Raw genomic sequence first — 16754 nt, 5'->3', positions numbered from 1 at the left:
ATATTTCCGTGGGAATTAGAAAAAACGCGCGAAGTGACAAAAAGACACCCGGAGGAATCGAACCATGACGACGACAGTGAAATACTTGCGATTTGAAGCCGAGGGTCGTGTGAAATACGGGTTTATCGACGGGGACAACGTACGGGAGCTGGCCGGGCATTACGTGCGCACGGCGGTGCTGACCGGCGTGGAGTACGAGTTCTCGAACGTGAAGGTATTGTCGCCGACCGTCCCGTCGAAAGTGATCTGCATCGGGCTGAACTACAAAGCCCATGCTGCGGAGCGCGGCAAGCAACTGCCGGAGGAGCCGATGATGTTTTTAAAACCGCCGTCCTCGATCATCGGGACCGGAGAGGAGATCGTGCTGCCGGACATCGCGAAAGACGTGGAGTACGAAGGCGAGCTGGCCGTGGTGATCGGCAAGCGGGCATACCAAGTGAGCGCCGCAGACGCCGCTCAGCACGTTTTTGGCGTCACGGTGCTGAACGATGTATCCGAGCGCTACTACCAAGCCCAAGACGGGCAATGGGGGCGTGCTAAAGGCTTCCACACCTTTTGCCCGCTCGGCCCGTACGTGGTGTCCGGGCTGGATTATCAGAACTTGCAACTGGAGACGAAGCTCAACGGCGTGGTGAAGCAGTCTGCCAGCACCGCCGACATGATCTTCACGGTCGATGAGCTGGTCGCTTATGCCTCGCAAGTCATGATCCTCGAACCCGGCGACATCCTCACCACCGGCACTCCGGCGGGCGTAGGGCCGCTCCAGAAGGGCGACCTTTGCGAGATCACCATCGAAGGCGTCGGGACGCTCAGCAACCGCGTCAGGGCATAATGCAGCAGGCTCCCTGCATAGAGTGAAGCAAGCGAGTGAAAGCCGAGGGATTTCCAAAAAGAAGTCCCTCACTTTTTCGCCAAACCCCTTGCATTCGATTCAGTATTCCTTTATAATCACTCTTGCGCCCATCAAAAGCGCAGCATCACACAACTACAGATCATCATCGGAATATAGCGCAGCCTGGTAGCGCGCACCCTTGGGGTGGGTGAGGTCGTGGGTTCGAATCCCGCTATTCCGACCATATTGTAAGAAGCGTGTCGGGACTTGGTTCCGGCACGTTTTTTTGTTTTAGGGAATGCAGGAAAAAGTGTCGCTTGGGTGCGGTTCCTCGTTCAATAGGGGGGCGGCCCTAAACATCGCCTTTCCATTCGGTATAGTAGATCGAAATGGGGAGGCGTTTTTGTTGTCTAAAGATCGATTATAATGATTACAAAATGATGGCAGGGAGCTTTACTTGTACAAACAAACTTTACGTGGTCATGCATGAATGGGGACGTGGAAATACTAAGCAATTGGAGGAGATTGAATGAGAAAAAAATTAGCAATCGTCGGAATCAGTTTGATGATCGCCGGAGCGGCATATTTTTTTTATCAGGCAGAACCTAACCTTGCGAACGTTCAGGTAGCGACAGCTTCAGCAACTCTCCCAACCTTTGAAACCGTATCTGATTTGGAAGCATCTTCGGATTTGATCGTAATTGGGAAGTATACGGGGAAACGCAGCGATTATACACTTCAGGTTAAAGAGGATTGGTCAATCCCACTTTCTAAGTCTGTTGTGAAAGTTGATAAAGTTTTTAAAGGAGAGGGAAAATCAGGCGATAAAATTGTGGTACTTGAAGAGGCTGCCGTAGAGGATAACAAGTATATTAATACAGAAGGATATAAATGGATGGATGAAAATGGAGTGTACTGTTTGTTCCTTAGAAAAGTTGTCAAATCGGATTTTTATGCGATTGTAGGCATTTATCAAGGGAAGTTTGATCTGAATTTGAAAGAATTCAAGAAGCACCCTAAAACCAATCAAGGAATGAAAGCGGCACTGTTAGATCCCCGTGTGGAGTTTATGGGCTCTGATTTGGAACACTTCCAAAAGCTTAAAGATGAAGTTGTGGCTAAGTACGAAAAATAGTCACGTTCCTGTGGTACGTTGAGTTTATATACTTAGGAATAAGATAAAGGAAATACTAAGGACGCGGATACGTGTGCCTATAAGTAATGTATTGAGTTAGAACCCTATGGGGAGTGGCGTTTTGCCGCTCCTTTTTTCATTGCCGGGGTGGTTTTCGTGGTAAATACGTTCAGTGGACTTGGTCAAGATCGATTGCAGCCGGACAAAGCGACCATCGTATCAAAATAGTCAACTTTTGCGCTGTATTAGATTCTCAGATTCACTGCATCCAGTGCACCTTTTCAATTCAAAAGCTCAATTCAGGGCAAATATGAAGCCTTGAGAAAGGGTATGAGAGACAGTTCTACTGAAACTGGTGATTTCATCGGATGAGGGAGGGAAATGTCTTTCCCAAAGAGTTAGAAGCATCATGTACAAATGAGTAATCATTATATATAATTATAAAATGATATTTTGTGAGAGAATTTTTATCTATATCAATAGATATTTGTAATAGGAGGGCATTTTGGTGTCTACGGTTGAATATACAGCGACTTCAACGCTTGCCAAAATCAAACTTGGGAGACGTATTTCGGAATTAATGACCGAAAAAGGCGAAGCTTATAGCATTCGCGCATTTGCGGAGAAGGTCGGAATGAATCGAGAAACATTTCGTCACATGCTTCTAGGTACAAGACGAATTGCTCCATCGGAATTAGAGCTTATCTCAAAAGGCCTGAACGTGTCCCAGGGACGGCTGAAACAGGAAGATACTTTTCAAAAAGAACAGGAATTGGTTAAATTCCTGACTGGTAAAAAAAGAACAAAAATGATGCTAATTCGAGCGCAGGAGTTAGCAATAGAATTGGCTGAAGTAGCACTGGGTCTTACTGAAAAAGGCTACAGCCTTAATAACTTAGGCCGAGTGCAATTTGTCCAAGAAAAATACGAAGAAGCCCACAAAACGTGGTTAGCTACTTACGAGTATGCAAAGCGTATTGAGAAAGAATTCGAAGATAAACAATTGCTTCACCTTGTTACTTCGAACCTGATGTTAACTTTTACCATTCGAAAAGAGTATAGCAATATCGAAGAAATGCTGAACCTCGTTGAAGACGTGTTTTCTGATGATCCAAGTAAACTAAGTATGGCGTATTACACTCGTATGATCATGAATGAGGATCGTGGCGAATTAGAGCAGGCCAAAAAACTCGCATATCGGTCGCTAGAACTTTTCGAGCAAACAAACGACAATAAACAAATCGGGCGAGCCTTAATCAATGTCGCACATTATGAATATGTACTAGGCAACTACAAAACGTCTGCCCGATTGTTAGGATCAGCGATCAACATTGTGAAGTCATTTGAAGAAATCTTAATCATAGCTTTAAAAGAGTATGTTAAGTCACTTCTGCAACTTCGAGATTATCATTTAGCCCTACAAATTATTGACGAATATGATTCCTTGGCGCAGGATTATCCTGAATATTGGGGAAGGTTGCAGATCATGAGAACGGTTGCGAAAGATGATCCTTCCTGTGCTGAGTCGGTGCTAAATAATACAAATTTAAGCGTAAATCTGCGTTATCTTGCTTGCAAATCGCTGATGGAGTTTTATTATTTGAAAGATGACGGAGACAACGCAATAAGATACTATGAAAGAGCCGTATTCTTTCAGGTACAAAGAGTGAATTTTTAAATGAGGAGGGATTTTAGTGCGGAAATGGATACTTTCAGGATTGGTGTTTGCAGCGCTTCTTGGTATGCTTGCAGGCGATAAGACTGTAAGCAACCAAGCGCAAACTGTGCCACCTGAACCGGCTGGAATCATAGCATTCCAGTAAGCGATACGTACCCTCGTTATTTTTAACGAGGGCGTTTTTATGTCATTTTTCGAATTGACATATGTCGTTTTAAACAATGTCAATATACTTAATTTGAAATGTATTATTTGCAACCCATTCCAATTATCCTATTCGTAAATACTTAATAGAGGAAAGGATGACGAGAATGGTGTCACTTGGTCAAAGGGTTCGTGTAATTCGCCTGAAGAAAGGTATGACCCAAATTGAGCTTGCTTCGGGTATCTGCACACCTAGTTTAATAAGTCAAATTGAAAGTGATCGGGCGCGTCCCTCTTACAAAACGCTGGTTGCTCTTGCGACTCGACTTGATGTTCCGCTCGAAGATCTCATCAAAGAAGTAGATTTTGATCTTGAGTTTTCGAGCAAATACAAGATGGCGTTGAGCATGGTACGGTCAAAGGAGTACTATGCAGCGATCCAGTTGTTGAATGCACTAGTAGCTGTGGATCAGCATCGAATGCCGAAGGAAATCTTGCTGTTGGAACTTACACGCTGTCACGTAGAGCTGGGCAATGTGCTTGAGGCTGAAAATTCGTTGGCGCACATGTGTCAAACTTGCAACACGGAAAAACGGGATGATTTTTTATTCGTTGAAGTGTTGTTGCTGCTTGGGAAGGTTGCGGAGTTGAAAAATGAGTACCCTATCGCGCTTTTCCATACGAGCCGCGCTTGGAATGAGCTGCAGAAGGAGGGAGAGATCGATATAGATTTTCGAGCGAAGATCCTCATGCAGTTGGCAAATCTCCATGAGCGGGTCGGAAAGATTGAGGAGGCGGCCGAGTATTACGAGAAGGCGTTGTTGCTCAATCAGGGTAACGGTACAGAGAGAGGGAAGACTTTTCTCCGCTTGGCAGAGGTCTATGATCGGCAAAAGAAGTATGAGCTAGCAGAAGAATACGCTACGAAAGCAACCGTGCTTATGGAAGAGCAAGCGAACGTGGAACAGCATCGAGAGATGCTACATCGTTTGATCATGCTACAGGGTGAGAAGAGCGATTGGAATGTGAGCGTTCAAAAACTGCTGAACCTTTCGGAACAACATGAGCAAATTGGTGACAAATCAAAAGCCGGGAAAATTTTCGCTGACATAGCGCTCATCTGTTCGGAGAATGGCGCAATTGATGAATCCTGGGCTTATGCTGAAAAAGCAAGAATGAGTTTGTCGGATACATCGCCCAAAATGGGACAAGTCCACCGTGTCCTGTCGTTTGTCTATTTTCACCGTGGAGATGAGGAGAAAGGCAACAGGCATCTTGACAATGCGATCAAGATTTTTGAGCGACATGGTAAGTTTGCGGAGCTTGTAGAGGTAACGCTACACATGTGCCGGTATCTGAGCGACAAGGGGGAGCACCGGGAAGCATTTGAGCGGATGGAGCGGCTCCACACGTACATGGCAGGACAATTGGAGCAGCGTGGGATCGTGCTTTGAATATCCAATTGATGAGTACGTATGAACGGCAGAACTGGGAGAGGTATTCCCGGACAGTGGTGCGGGTAGGGAATGCAGTAGGCTATCTGTTCATTCATAAGAAACGAAATGATCGTTTGGTACTTTCGGGGTCATCGAGTGGAAGCAGAAGGGTTTTATGCAGCCATTACCAAACTAGAGGAGCAAATCTTCGGTGTAGAGGGCTTGTCGGATGCAACTTTATGGGAACGGGTGGGGGAGATGATCGGCGTAAATGGTATATGGGGGTACTTGTATGAAAGCAGGACGAGGCAAGAGTTTGGATGTGGTGTGGGGATGAGTTTGAATCTATGACAGAAATGGATGCTAAGAAGCATTTGCAACGCTTGAGTAAGGAAATATGAGTCTACAGTGCCAGCGGTACCAATGCTGCCGTCGAAAAAAGGTATGAACGGCGATTAACAGGAAGGGTAAAACTCCGCAGAAATATCGCAAGCCGACAGGAGAAATCCTGTCGGTTTTTCGTTGCGTGTTCTAACAGCACTATTGCACATACTAATCCGTGTGATTTTGTAAAGGAGGAAACGTATGAATAAGCTGCGGTTTCATCATTTGAAGAGGAGCTCAGTACGTCGACTGCTCGCATTAGTATTGTCGATGGTGGTAGGTCTGACAGCGACACAGGTTAATGCAATGGTGGTTGACTATGCGAAATGGCCGCTTTTTGTCCAGAAGAAATTGGATAGTTCCTATCAGGACTGGTATCAAACGTTGAAAGAGTTTCCTGAGTCGAAACTGCTCAAGCAAAACTACCAGGACTACAGCCGGGCCGTGACATACCGGCAGACTCTTACGGATGCCAAGTGGAAGGACACACTGAACAATCGCAAAACGGTGTGGGGATGGAGTAATGCAAACCAGAGGAATGAACTGCTAACCGATCTTCTCACACAAGATGAATTGTCCATCATCGCTCGAGTCTTGCACGGCGAGAATTCAGATGTCGGCACAGCGCCGAATGATCCGTCCAATGTCAATTGGGCAATACGCTCAGCAGGCATCAAAATGACGGCACAAGTGATCGTCAACCGGATGATCAATCAGAAGAAAGGGCAGCCCATTAATAAAAATGACTACAAAGCGATGCTGACGAAAGGAGGTTTTGAATCGCTAAACGGTAAAAATCCTGAGGCGAACTACCCAATGATCGGCGGCGGCAGGTCGTGGGCGTATTCGATTCACATTGCCAACTCCATGCTGGGTGGCACGCAGAAATTTGCAGCACTTCCGCCAGATTACACTTTCTTTATGGATACGAAGGCAAAGGACCAACAGGGAAAGCCATACCTGCAACGATTCATCTGTTCTCAAGACGGCCGGACACCCTGCACCAATTTTGCGCAACTTCAACATGGACAAGCGAAATTTGTGCTGATGAACAGAACGAAATATGAAATTGTTGGACCGGTGTACACCGTAGATAAAACCGTTTTCTACAGTGCCCGGATTCCGCTGCCTCCGCGATAGCCTGTTATTGTGATACCTGCTCACATCAGCTCCAGCGTGCCGCATACTTTGCTAGTGAACGTTCACGAAAGGAGTTGGTGATATGTACGGTTCGCAAGGGAGCTACGGGTATATACGGCAGAACTGGATCGATATTCAAAATGGAATAAAATTTAACCCTTCTACGAATGTGTATTACAACCCCAAAACAGGTCAGTATGCGTATCGCGACCCGGTAACGAATGTTTACTATGGTTATGATATCGTGAAAAATGTGAAACTGCCTTACTCAGCCGAAAGTTTCTACGGCACCCAGTCATGCGACAATTGTCCCGGGGTCTGTATATTGGGAGTGTGTTCGGCGGCAACTAGGTGAACGAGCAAGAGTTCATGCGGGTTTTCTACAACTTGTGGAGACACCGCATGAACTCTTTTTTTTATTGGCGAGAGTAGAAGTTCTACTCAAGTTGATTTTGGCACATCTGAATCTGCTGTTTACAAGATTTGGGTGACACCTCACCGTACTTACTAGCCGTTCTCTCGCCGATAGGAAAAATCCTATCGGCTTTTTGCTTGTATGGGGAGCGATCGGAAGGTGCAAGGGAAATTGTTGTCCATGGAGGCAGTGCGAGTTGCATACAGTGAGTTACCGCATTCCCGACGAACTCGTTTGTTTGATTTTTCTATAAAGTTGCGGGTTAACAGGTTAAGATTGTGTGAAAAAATTAATTTGTAATAAGGGGTCGTTTTTGCAATTATAGTATCGTATTTATCAAATACAGAATCATTCATGAGAAAGGGAGAGCGAGAAGATGAATAAACGAGTTACAATCCTGGCAATGACAGTTGCACTTGGGTTGTCTGCAGCAGGCGTTCCTGCGACCGAGCAGTCGGTTGCCCACGCGTGGGGGGCGGATGCGCCGCATGATCCGGCACACAGCACGCACTTGTGGATTGCGGGCAACGCGATCGAAATCATGGCGCGCAACACCGACGGGACTGTCAAAGCAAATGAAGTCGGCTACTTGAAAGATCCCCAGTACCACAACCGCTTTGAGCAAGGTCTCTACGATGCCGACTACCTCGATCCGTTCAACAATGGAGGCTACACGTTCGGCGGCTGGAAGTCGCACTTCTACGACCCGGACACGAAACAAAACTACGAAGGGCAGACCACCCCGACAGCGTTGACCGAAGGGTCGAAATATTTCAAATATGCTGGTGAGTACTTCCAAAAAGGTAACTATGACCAAGCGTTCTACTTCCTGGGCATCGCGTCGCACTACTTCACCGATTCCACCCAGCCGATGCACTCGTCCAACTTCACGGCGCTCGATTCGCCGATGGGCTTCCACAGCGACTATGAAGAGTTCGCGCAGTCGATCCAGAACAGTGCTCGGGTCAGCGATGCCAACGGCCACTACACCGGCACGATCACGACGCCGGAAGACTGGATTCACACGGCGGCTGTCAACTCCAAAGCCAAATTTTCCACCATCGGCAACTCGACGGTGTACAGCTACTTCAACGCCGGAAACGATGCCGCATGGCAACAGGCAGTGACGCCGGGCACTTTGCAATCCCTCGACTTGGCGCAGCGTCAGACGGCCGGGTTCCTGCACCTGTGGTTCAAGACGTACGTCGGCGACACCCCGCTCAAAACGCCGAAAGACAACGGAGTGCTGCTCGACTCCAAAGGCAATCCGCTGCAAGCCGGGAAACAGTACTTCCTGGTGCCGTTCTCGAATCCGACGCGCGGTTTGACGTTCGAAGCTTCTAACAACTGGGACTACGTGCTTCAATCTGCAACTCAAGCGGACACGAATGTCCACGGCACTCCGGTCATCCTGCGCAAAGAAGGCGATACAAGCGATCCGAACATCTACCACGGCAGCGATGCTTCGCTCTCGATGACGTTCTCTAACTGGAGCGGCTACAACTATTTAACCACGTACAAGAAAAACAGCTACTACCCGTATAAAGACAGCCGCGGGGTTCCGGTCTATCTGGATGTGCAGGACCACCGCGATGTGTACCAGCTGACGAGAACGGCCAAGGGCGGTTCCTATCTCAACCTGAACTCAGGCAAATACCTGAACAACATCTCGCCGCTCAATCAAGAACTGTATCTGGGCTGGCAGGCGGTCAGCACGAAAAACTGGTCGTACATGACGACCAACTACCAAGGCAACGAAGTGATCTGGCAGTTCGTGCCGGTCAACTAAAGACTATTTCAGCCACCTCTCAATCAGATTGAGAGGTGGTTTTTGATTACAAAACCCCTTTATGAATGCCCAAAGGGAGAGTCACGAAACTCCCCCTTCGGGCATTGCTGGTTGCTCAGCTTTTTTACGTCTCCAAAAATGACATGATATTTGCAAACAGCTCTTCCGAATGAGTCAAGTTGATCTTGTGGTCTCCACCTTCGATCTCGACAAAACGAATGTCGGGAGCGGCACGAAAATGTTCGGCGATGCGGGAACTGTCCAACGTATCGAGCGTACCTCGGAAGAACAGCGTCCTGACCGGCAATTCGTGCAATCGTTCGATGGCGCGGGGTGTGGGCCACTGCGAATCACGGGTCTGCCACTGGAACATTTTCTTGATATTATGCGCCGTCATCTCGGCCATGAGACCGCGGTGGGGACTTTTCATGACGTTGGAATAAAAACAGGCTTCCAGCGTGAGTTCTGTCATCTTGGCGGGATCAGTCGCCGCGGCCCAAACACGCTGCGAGAGCTCGACAAACTCCGTGGCGTGCGCAAAGCCTGATAACGCAGGGGAGACCAAAATGAGGTCTTGCACACGATTCGGATGCGAGAAGGCAAACTCCGTTGCGATCTGCCCGCCGACAGAATGCCCAATCAGCGTCGCTTTTTCGAACTCCAAGTGGTCGAGCAGGGCAAGCAGATCGTTGACATAATGGGGAGGCTCAACCGGAGCCGGAGACTGTCCGCACCCGCGCGCATCGGGGAGCACAACTTTGTACTTTTCGGACAGGAGCGGAGCCAGCGGGGTCCAGTCCCTTGAATCGGTACCGCCTCCGTGAAGCAATACAACCGGTTGACCGGCGCCAAGCACCTCATAATGCAAATCCATTTCAATCCCTCCAGTCGGATGATGATATCCACAATTTATCATTGAACGAACGGTCAGTCAACGTTTTCGTTGACCAGCCGTTCAGTCTTCATTATCATGAGTGGGAAGAGAGATGATCGTGAAAGGGTGAATGTAATGCCGAGGACTCCTGAGGAGAATGAACGAATTCGTCGATTGGCGAAGGAAAACATTCGTGCGGCCGCCATCGAGGTATTTATTGAAAAAGGCTATCATGCGGCGTCGATTGAAGATGTGGCCAAGCGAGCGGGGATATCGAAAGGTTTGTTGTACAATTACTTCAGAGGAAAGGCAGACCTCCTATTGGAGCTGGTCGAAAGCCGCGTTCAGGAAATTATAGAGGTGATGGAAGAAGCGCTTACCAAACCGACTCCGCTCGAGCAACTGCATTATATCGCGGATCACGCACTGCTGAACGTCCAAGAAAAGCCGAGTGTTTATCGTTTTTATCTGCATATCCAAACTCATCCGCATGCGGACGAGGTGGTATCTGCCAGCAGTCAAAAGCTCAAAGACGAGATGTTCCGCCAGGCGCAAGTTCAAAGTGAGATCTTTCAGCGACTGGGTGTCCAGAATCCGCAATTGAAGTCCCTGCACTTCTCGACCGCCTTGCACGGAATCATGTTGATGTATTCCTCATACTCGGATCAGTTTCCGCTGCAGCGGTTGAAGGAAGAGATGCTGCTCCCGTTTTTTGAATCTCTTGCTTAGCAGCATCCAATTTGGGAAGTGAACTGTGAATCAAATCAAACGAACACTGGAATCGATTCTAGGATTTGTTTGATCAATCATTTAAATTATCCGAAAATATAAAAACGTGATGTCTTTTCCCGCATTTTGTGCCATAGTTTACTATTATGGAGTTTGTTGGGGGAAGGGTGATCGTATGTCACAGGATACGGGGATTCGAGAACTGGATATCTTTGCATCGATGCAAAGTCATTTGGCTATCATCTTGTTTGACACGTCGGGGACTGTAACGTGGGTAAATGAAAACTTTGCCAGTGCGATGGGGTACACGGTGGCGGAAATGATCGGGCAGAATCATCGTATTTTTTGCATGCCTGAATTTGCAGCCAGCATCAAATATGAAGAGTTCTGGCGGGAGCTGCGCCAGGGCAAGGCGTTTCAGGATAAAATCGAACGCCGTGCGAAAGACGGCCGTGCGCTGATTTTGGAAGCCACCTACTTGCCGGTGCGAAAGAACGGTCGTGTGGAGGGTGTGGCGAAGGTGGCGACCGACATCACGCAGCGTGAAATCTTGCTGCAAAACAGCACATCCGGATTGATGGCGATGGTCGAGGAGATGACCGCCAATACGGATGAAGTGTTGCACTCGACCGAACACATCATGAACAACATGAAGATGCTGAACCTCGAATCGGAAACGGTCAAGCAGTATGTCGATGGCATTCACTCGGTGTTGTCGTTCGTCCAAAATATCGCAACGCAGTCCCACCTGCTCGGACTGAACGCCGCCATCGAAGCCGCTCGAGCGGGTGAACAAGGGCGCGGCTTCGCGGTGGTAGCGGGTGAGGTGCGCAAAATGGCCGACTCCAGCAAGCAGTCGGCTGAGGAAATCTCTGTCCAACTCACCGCGATCTCGAAATCCATCGCGACGATTATGGAACGGATTGCAGAAATCACAGGACAAGCTGCCACCAACTTCTCTGCGATGAATGAATTGAAGAAGTCATATGATCACATCGCCGAAACGACGGAACAACTGGCGATCAACATTTAGAACACGCAGACACCACCAAATGATATGGTGGTGTTTTTTCAGTGAGGGGTTATTGGGAAATTTGCAGGCAAAGAAAAGGAAGATATTGTGAAGGTACTGTAGAAATAATAAGAGGTGGCATCAACAGTCAAAGGGAGGAAGTCGGATTGGAACCAGTGGTCGTCAGTTTGTCCGAATTCGAAGTAGTAGGAATTGAACTCTCCGCCAACCTGAAACAGATCGAAGAGCAGCAGTTAGCCAAGCAAGCGTATGACTCCTTGCTTTCTCGTGCAAGTGAGATCGAAGGTCGTATTGGCGAGACGGTTTATTTGATTCAGATCTACCCGAACGAACCGGATTTTAATCCGATGGTCGATGCATTTACGCAAGTGATTGGCTATCAGGTATCCACTGCGGCAACAGTTCCGAACGGAATGGTTGCGCACCAAGTCCCGAGCAGTGACTATGCACAATTCCTGCATAAAGGATTGGAGTCGGAGTTAGGGCGAACGTACGACTACCTCTACGGTCAATGGTTGCCGCAATCGGGGCGTCAGTTCGGAGGATATGACTTCGAAGTCTGGGATGACCGGTATCAGCCGGAACGTCCGGAAAATGAGATTGAAGTATACGTTGCCTTGAAATCATAAGGCACGTCAAGCAAAAACCGTGTGGCACCGAAGTCAACTGACCGGCAGCCGCACGGTTTTTCTCGATTGGCATCAGAAAATTTCATAGGATTCATCCCGCTCTTGTTGTATGATATAAATATATCTTACTTCGGAAATGAGAGTTGATGAAAATGTTCCAACCCCCGGTTCAAGCGTCCGGCGCACAGGGAGTGCAGGCAGCCCCTGTGCAAGGGCAATCGGAACGGCCGTCAGAAGGGATGCAGGAGCGAAGAGCGCCGAGTGCAAGCGGGGCTCCGTTTTCGGCTGCGCATATCTTGCAGTTGCAAAAGACGGTCGGGAACCGGGCGGTGACGCAGATGTTGAGGCAGCAGGAGGCGCGGCGGCAGATGCCAAGCAGCGCAGCGCAGGCGTCTTCGGCGATCCCGGCTCAAATGGTCCTCCAACGGAATGATGAGGACGAAACCGACGTTGTACGGTCCCTCGGCATCGAGATCTATCAGCAGCTCAAAACGTCCTACATCACTCCGGAACTGAAGGAGTATGGGGTGGACATGCTGCTGGAGACCTTCTTCAAAGTGGCCGACAACTTTATCCTTTCCCTGTTCCCAGCTCTCGATCAAGCGGTGAAAATGCTGTTCGGCTTCTTTTCGGTATTCCGGCAAGTGGCGAACTATTGGGTCAAGATGAACCCGAATCTGCGGGCGGGGATCAAATACGTCATCGGCCTCGTCGTCAACAAATTCGATCAGTTCATCTCCGACTACACCGATAAAAAGCTGCTGGGACTCTACGAATCGTTCGCCGCTTACGATGCTGAATTCCTGCGTACCTTGGAGAGCTGCATCGAAAAATTGGACAACTTCGAAAAGCAGTTCCTGGACCGGCCGGGACTGGCCAAAAAGGCAGCCGGCAAGCTGGTGGAAGTCTATCAATACCTCAGGCAAAAATGGTCGGGCCAGTCCCCGGAGGAGCAGCCTTCGGGGACGCCTCAGCAAGAACAGAGTGTTGGAGCCGACAGACCTTCTGTCGTCTCCGGACCGGCCAAAGGCGATAAATCAACGGTCACCACAGTCGACCTGAAGCTGGTCAAAGTCGACCTCCAAAACCTCACCATCGCTGAAAGCACGCACGGTCCCCTCGCGAAAAAAGGCGGTCTGGACTCGAAAAACCGGGTCACGTTCCGTCTCTTTGGCAATGAATATACGATCGACGAGATTCACGCCCGCCTGGATTGGGACTTGAATTGGTCGATCGACGCGACCTTCCGCGACAAGCAGATCGTCGGACACTCTCAATTCTTGATGTTCGAACTGGAACAGCTGATCCTCAACAAGCTCAATGTCGGCAACACCGGGCTCAACGAGTTGGCGGTCAGCATCGGCAAGTTCAAAGCGGGGAGCCTGCTGGAGTTGAATCAAGTCTACGGGCAGTACCAAAAAGGCGTCGGGTTTGCTTTCGGCGCCGGCGAGATCGCCCTCAATCTGCCCCAGCCTTTGGATACGGCGATCAAAGCGCGTGCCCAACTGCTGCTCGACAAGGACGGCGCGTTCAAGTCGGTCGAACTGAACAATTTCCAAATTGGTAAAAAGGTCGCCATCAAGCGCGCCCAGCTGACTACGGAGCACTTGCACATCCAGGAACTGGAGTACAACTTCGGCAGCGGTACCAACAAAGTGAAACCGGTGCTTTACGACTTGCTGATCAACAAGGATAAGAAGATCCTCTCTGTACGCGGCGGCGTGGAAGTCAAAGACTGGGAACTGGTCAACGGGCTGGTACTGGACGGACGAGCCTATGTCGGGTACAAAGACCAGTTCCAGCTTGGCGTAGAGAACGCGAAAATTCGCCTCGACCAGAAGTTTGTGCATGGCTACGGTTCGATCAAACGCTTGCAGTACAACGAGGATCACACGTTTGAAGGTCAGATCGAACGCTTGGCGTTTTCGGTCGGCGTGTTTGCGCTCGATGCGGAAAACGTGGAGATCAACAAGGATGGCAGTCTGAGGATCGCCGAAGCGGAAGCGGTGCTCGGCAAGCAGGACAAAGTCTCTTCGAAAGACTTGGAAGCGATGGGGAAAGGCGGCGGCAAGGACAGCCTGATGAGCTCTCTCAACGAGTCGAGATCGGGCGGCGGCTTGGCTTCGCTTGCCCAGGTGCATCTGAAGGCGATCGGCATCACGATCAAAGACGGGGAGTACAAAGTCGAGCGGTACGAAAAATGGATCGGTCCGAACAAAGTCTACAAGATCAGCTTGCTCGGCGGAGCGGTGCAGGGGATGATCGATCAAGAGAAGAAAAAGGCGAACATCTCCGGCCAACTGGAGTTCCCGAAAAACCGCGCGTTCTGGCCGCTCAAGCTCCATGCGGCTCTGCCGGTACCGCCGACCCCGCTGTCGCTGTTTGTGGAAGTGGGCATCGGCGGGTCGGTCAAGGCGATGGTCGCCGGCGAGATCGCCAAAGATCAGGAGCACGAAGCGGATTCGCTGTACAACGTCGCCGGGATGGCGCACTTGGAAGGCAATCTGAAGTTCTCCGTCGGAGCAGGCGTGAAGATCGGTTCGGAATTGCTGATTGCGTTAAAAGCCTATCTGGAGGCGTCGGCCACGCTGCGTGCCGCAGCGACCGCCGAAGTCAGCGGACAAGTTCGCCTGAACCCGGCAACGAACAAAATGGAACAGGACGACCGCAAGCCGGTCGAGTTCGCCTACAATCTGGAAGGTGATCTGATCGCTAAGATCGAAGCGCTGGTAGACTTCGTCGCGTTCCTCGTCTATCAGAAAAACCTGTACACCAAAACGCTTGGCTCGTGGACGCTCGGAAAGTATAAAATGTCGGGCAAAGTGGCGGAGCAAGCCGGTCAACTGGAAGATCAAGTCGTCACGCCGAAACCGGTGAACGGGGAAGACAAAACGCTGGGTGGTGCCCTTCCGGGTGCGCTCAAACTGCCGGAAAATCACGCGGTGGAGCAGTTGATGCATTGGAACGAACCGATCGAAAAGCTCAAAGGCAATGACAAACTGCCGGACGACAAACATGCGATGTATCGCACAGCGCACGACATGATGGACAATGATTTTGAAATCGACCAGCAAAAAGTCAATGATGTACAAAGCAAGTTGGAACGGGTCGCCAAAAAACCGAGCAAGGTGGGCCCGATCGCCCAAGATGCCGGGAAGGATGTCATGGAGCGTCTCAACGGAATCTTCCCGTCCTTCCTGATGACCAAAGCAGAGTGGATCAAATACTCGACCACCGAGTCGCTGACGGGCATCACCACCCGCAGGACGATTGAGGCGGTGGACAATCTGCTGGCGAGTTATCATCAAGAGCAAGATCTGAACAACAGGCTGAAACAGCTGAACGATCTGCGCAAGGTGCTCAACGAGTACTTGAAGCAAAAAGGGAAAAGCAGAAAGCCGATGGTGTTGAAACTGCTGTTTGAAACAGGCAAAGAGGAAGAAATGCTGAACGAATTCATCAAGTTCAATATCATGGCCCTTTAAAGGATCACTCCGCAGGAAGTGGTTCTGTGTGTCAAAGACAGCGGGACAGCCATGCAAAGGATCAGATCCTGCCATGATCAGGCCATGGTCAGAAGAAAACCACCTCGGGCAAACCCTGCGGGCTGTCTTACCAGAGCATGAACTTTTGGCCAATTCCGCCCATAACCGCAAGCAACCGTGCTGCAGCCTGCTGCAGCACGGTCTTTTTTATGGAAGGTTGATCACGGCGCCGTTTCGCACCTGCAACAGCTCCGAGACGGTCAGGAAGCGATAGCCCCGCTTCTCCAGTTCGGGCAAGATCTGCTCCAGCGCGCGGATCGTCTGTGAGCGGTCGCCGCCGAAATCATGGAACAGCACGATGCCTCCGTTATGCGCATTCGAAAGCACGCGGTCGACGATCTTGTGCACCCCCGGGTCTCGCCAGTCTTTCGTGTCCTGATTCCACGACCACATGACGACGAGGTAGCCGGCCGTTTTGGCGGTGTTGACCACCAGGTCGTTGTAGACGCCGCCCGGCGGACGGAAGGTGCTGAGGTGGTGGCCGGTGATGGTGTTGACGACTTCATCCGCCTTGTCGATCTCTGCGCGGAGCTCTGCGGCGGAGATGCGGGTCAGATAGGGATGGCCGTACGTGTGGTTGGCCAGCTCATGCCCCTCTTTGACGGCCCGCTTGGCGACTTCGGGGGCGCGTTCCACCCGCGAACCGACCACATAAAATGTCGCCTTGGCATGGTAGCGCTTGAGAATATCTAACACTTGCGGCGTGTATTTGGGATGAGGACCGTCATCAAACGTTAAGGCGATCACTTTTTGCTCCGTCGGCACTTCCCAGACGACCTCACCGCGCTTTTCATAATAAAAGCGGCCTTTTTTCTTGGCGTGAACAGAGTCGGGAGCGGTCAGAAACAGCGCAAACACGCAGCTGCTGAGCAAAAGCACGGCTCCGGCTGATCGTTTGAACATCAGAAGGATACCTCCTCTGCTGTGGTAAATCTTAGTGTGCCCTAACGGTGGCAAGAACATAAAAAGCCGCCTCATGGGCGGCTGCAGA

At 50.0% G+C, this 16754-nt stretch carries 12 protein-coding genes, 1 tRNA gene and 1 pseudogene; 12 read left to right on the top strand and 2 right to left on the bottom strand.

What is annotated here, in order from left to right:
* Nucleotides 1-64: 64 nt before the first annotated feature.
* The 7 genes from EV586_RS02880 to EV586_RS02850 all read left to right on the top strand — a co-directional run bounded on the left by EV586_RS02880 (nucleotide 65) and on the right by EV586_RS02850 (nucleotide 8953).
* Complete coding sequence (locus EV586_RS02880; protein ID WP_132943559.1) at nucleotides 65-832, top strand: fumarylacetoacetate hydrolase family protein; 768 nt, start codon at nucleotides 65-67, stop codon at nucleotides 830-832.
* A 167-nt stretch (nucleotides 833-999) separates the two neighbouring features.
* Nucleotides 1000-1076 (top strand) — tRNA-Pro (locus tag EV586_RS02875).
* A 285-nt stretch (nucleotides 1077-1361) separates the two neighbouring features.
* The gene (locus EV586_RS02870; protein WP_132943558.1) at nucleotides 1362-1967 is read left to right on the top strand and encodes a hypothetical protein; all 606 of its coding nucleotides are present in this window, start codon (nucleotides 1362-1364) and stop codon (nucleotides 1965-1967) included.
* Between the two features lie 508 nt (nucleotides 1968-2475).
* On the top strand, nucleotides 2476-3645 hold the full coding sequence (locus EV586_RS02865; RefSeq protein ID WP_132943557.1) for a helix-turn-helix domain-containing protein: 1170 nt from the start codon (nucleotides 2476-2478) through the stop codon (nucleotides 3643-3645).
* A 314-nt stretch (nucleotides 3646-3959) separates the two neighbouring features.
* Entirely contained in the window at nucleotides 3960-5243 is a 1284-nt protein-coding gene (locus EV586_RS02860) for a helix-turn-helix domain-containing protein (protein ID WP_165898192.1), read from the top strand.
* A gap of 567 nt (nucleotides 5244-5810) precedes the next feature.
* On the top strand, nucleotides 5811-6749 hold the full coding sequence (locus EV586_RS02855; protein ID WP_132943555.1) for a polysaccharide lyase family protein: 939 nt from the start codon (nucleotides 5811-5813) through the stop codon (nucleotides 6747-6749).
* A gap of 791 nt (nucleotides 6750-7540) precedes the next feature.
* On the top strand, nucleotides 7541-8953 hold the full coding sequence (locus EV586_RS02850; RefSeq protein WP_132943554.1) for a zinc dependent phospholipase C family protein: 1413 nt from the start codon (nucleotides 7541-7543) through the stop codon (nucleotides 8951-8953).
* Nucleotides 8954-9077: 124 nt separating this feature from the next.
* Here EV586_RS02850 and EV586_RS02845 read toward each other — a convergent pair whose 3' ends face one another.
* A complete protein-coding gene (locus EV586_RS02845) occupies nucleotides 9078-9827 on the bottom strand; it encodes an alpha/beta fold hydrolase (RefSeq protein ID WP_132943553.1) in 750 nt (249 codons plus the stop codon).
* 135 nt (nucleotides 9828-9962) lie between these two features.
* Here EV586_RS02845 and EV586_RS02840 point away from each other — a divergent pair, with 135 nt between their 5' ends.
* The 5 genes and pseudogenes from EV586_RS02840 to EV586_RS02825 all read left to right on the top strand — a co-directional run bounded on the left by EV586_RS02840 (nucleotide 9963) and on the right by EV586_RS02825 (nucleotide 15703).
* Entirely contained in the window at nucleotides 9963-10556 is a 594-nt protein-coding gene (locus tag EV586_RS02840; protein WP_132943552.1) for a TetR/AcrR family transcriptional regulator, read from the top strand.
* Between the two features lie 109 nt (nucleotides 10557-10665).
* Nucleotides 10666-11091: pseudogene (locus EV586_RS21805) on the top strand (PAS domain-containing protein); the annotation flags it as partial.
* Between the two features lie 42 nt (nucleotides 11092-11133).
* Nucleotides 11134-11589 carry a methyl-accepting chemotaxis protein gene (locus EV586_RS21800; protein ID WP_481937750.1) on the top strand — a complete coding sequence of 152 codons (456 nt, stop codon included), beginning with the start codon at nucleotides 11134-11136 and terminating at the stop codon, nucleotides 11587-11589.
* Nucleotides 11590-11744: 155 nt separating this feature from the next.
* The gene (locus tag EV586_RS02830) at nucleotides 11745-12218 is read left to right on the top strand and encodes a GyrI-like domain-containing protein (protein WP_243652926.1); all 474 of its coding nucleotides are present in this window, start codon (nucleotides 11745-11747) and stop codon (nucleotides 12216-12218) included.
* 152 nt (nucleotides 12219-12370) lie between these two features.
* Nucleotides 12371-15703 carry a hypothetical protein gene (locus tag EV586_RS02825; RefSeq protein ID WP_132943549.1) on the top strand — a complete coding sequence of 1111 codons (3333 nt, stop codon included), beginning with the start codon at nucleotides 12371-12373 and terminating at the stop codon, nucleotides 15701-15703.
* A 207-nt stretch (nucleotides 15704-15910) separates the two neighbouring features.
* Here the strand turns inward: EV586_RS02825 and EV586_RS02820 are convergent, their stop codons facing one another.
* Nucleotides 15911-16666 (bottom strand): polysaccharide deacetylase family protein, encoded by a 756-nt coding sequence (locus tag EV586_RS02820; protein ID WP_132943548.1) that lies wholly within the window; start codon nucleotides 16664-16666, stop codon nucleotides 15911-15913.
* Nucleotides 16667-16754 lie beyond the last annotated feature (88 nt).

Source organism: Tumebacillus sp. BK434 (genome assembly GCF_004340785.1).
Classification (GTDB): Bacteria; Bacillota; Bacilli; order Tumebacillales; family Tumebacillaceae; genus Tumebacillus_A.
The sequence above is the reverse complement of the archived record's forward strand: the minus strand, read 5'-3'. Positions and strand labels throughout refer to the sequence as shown.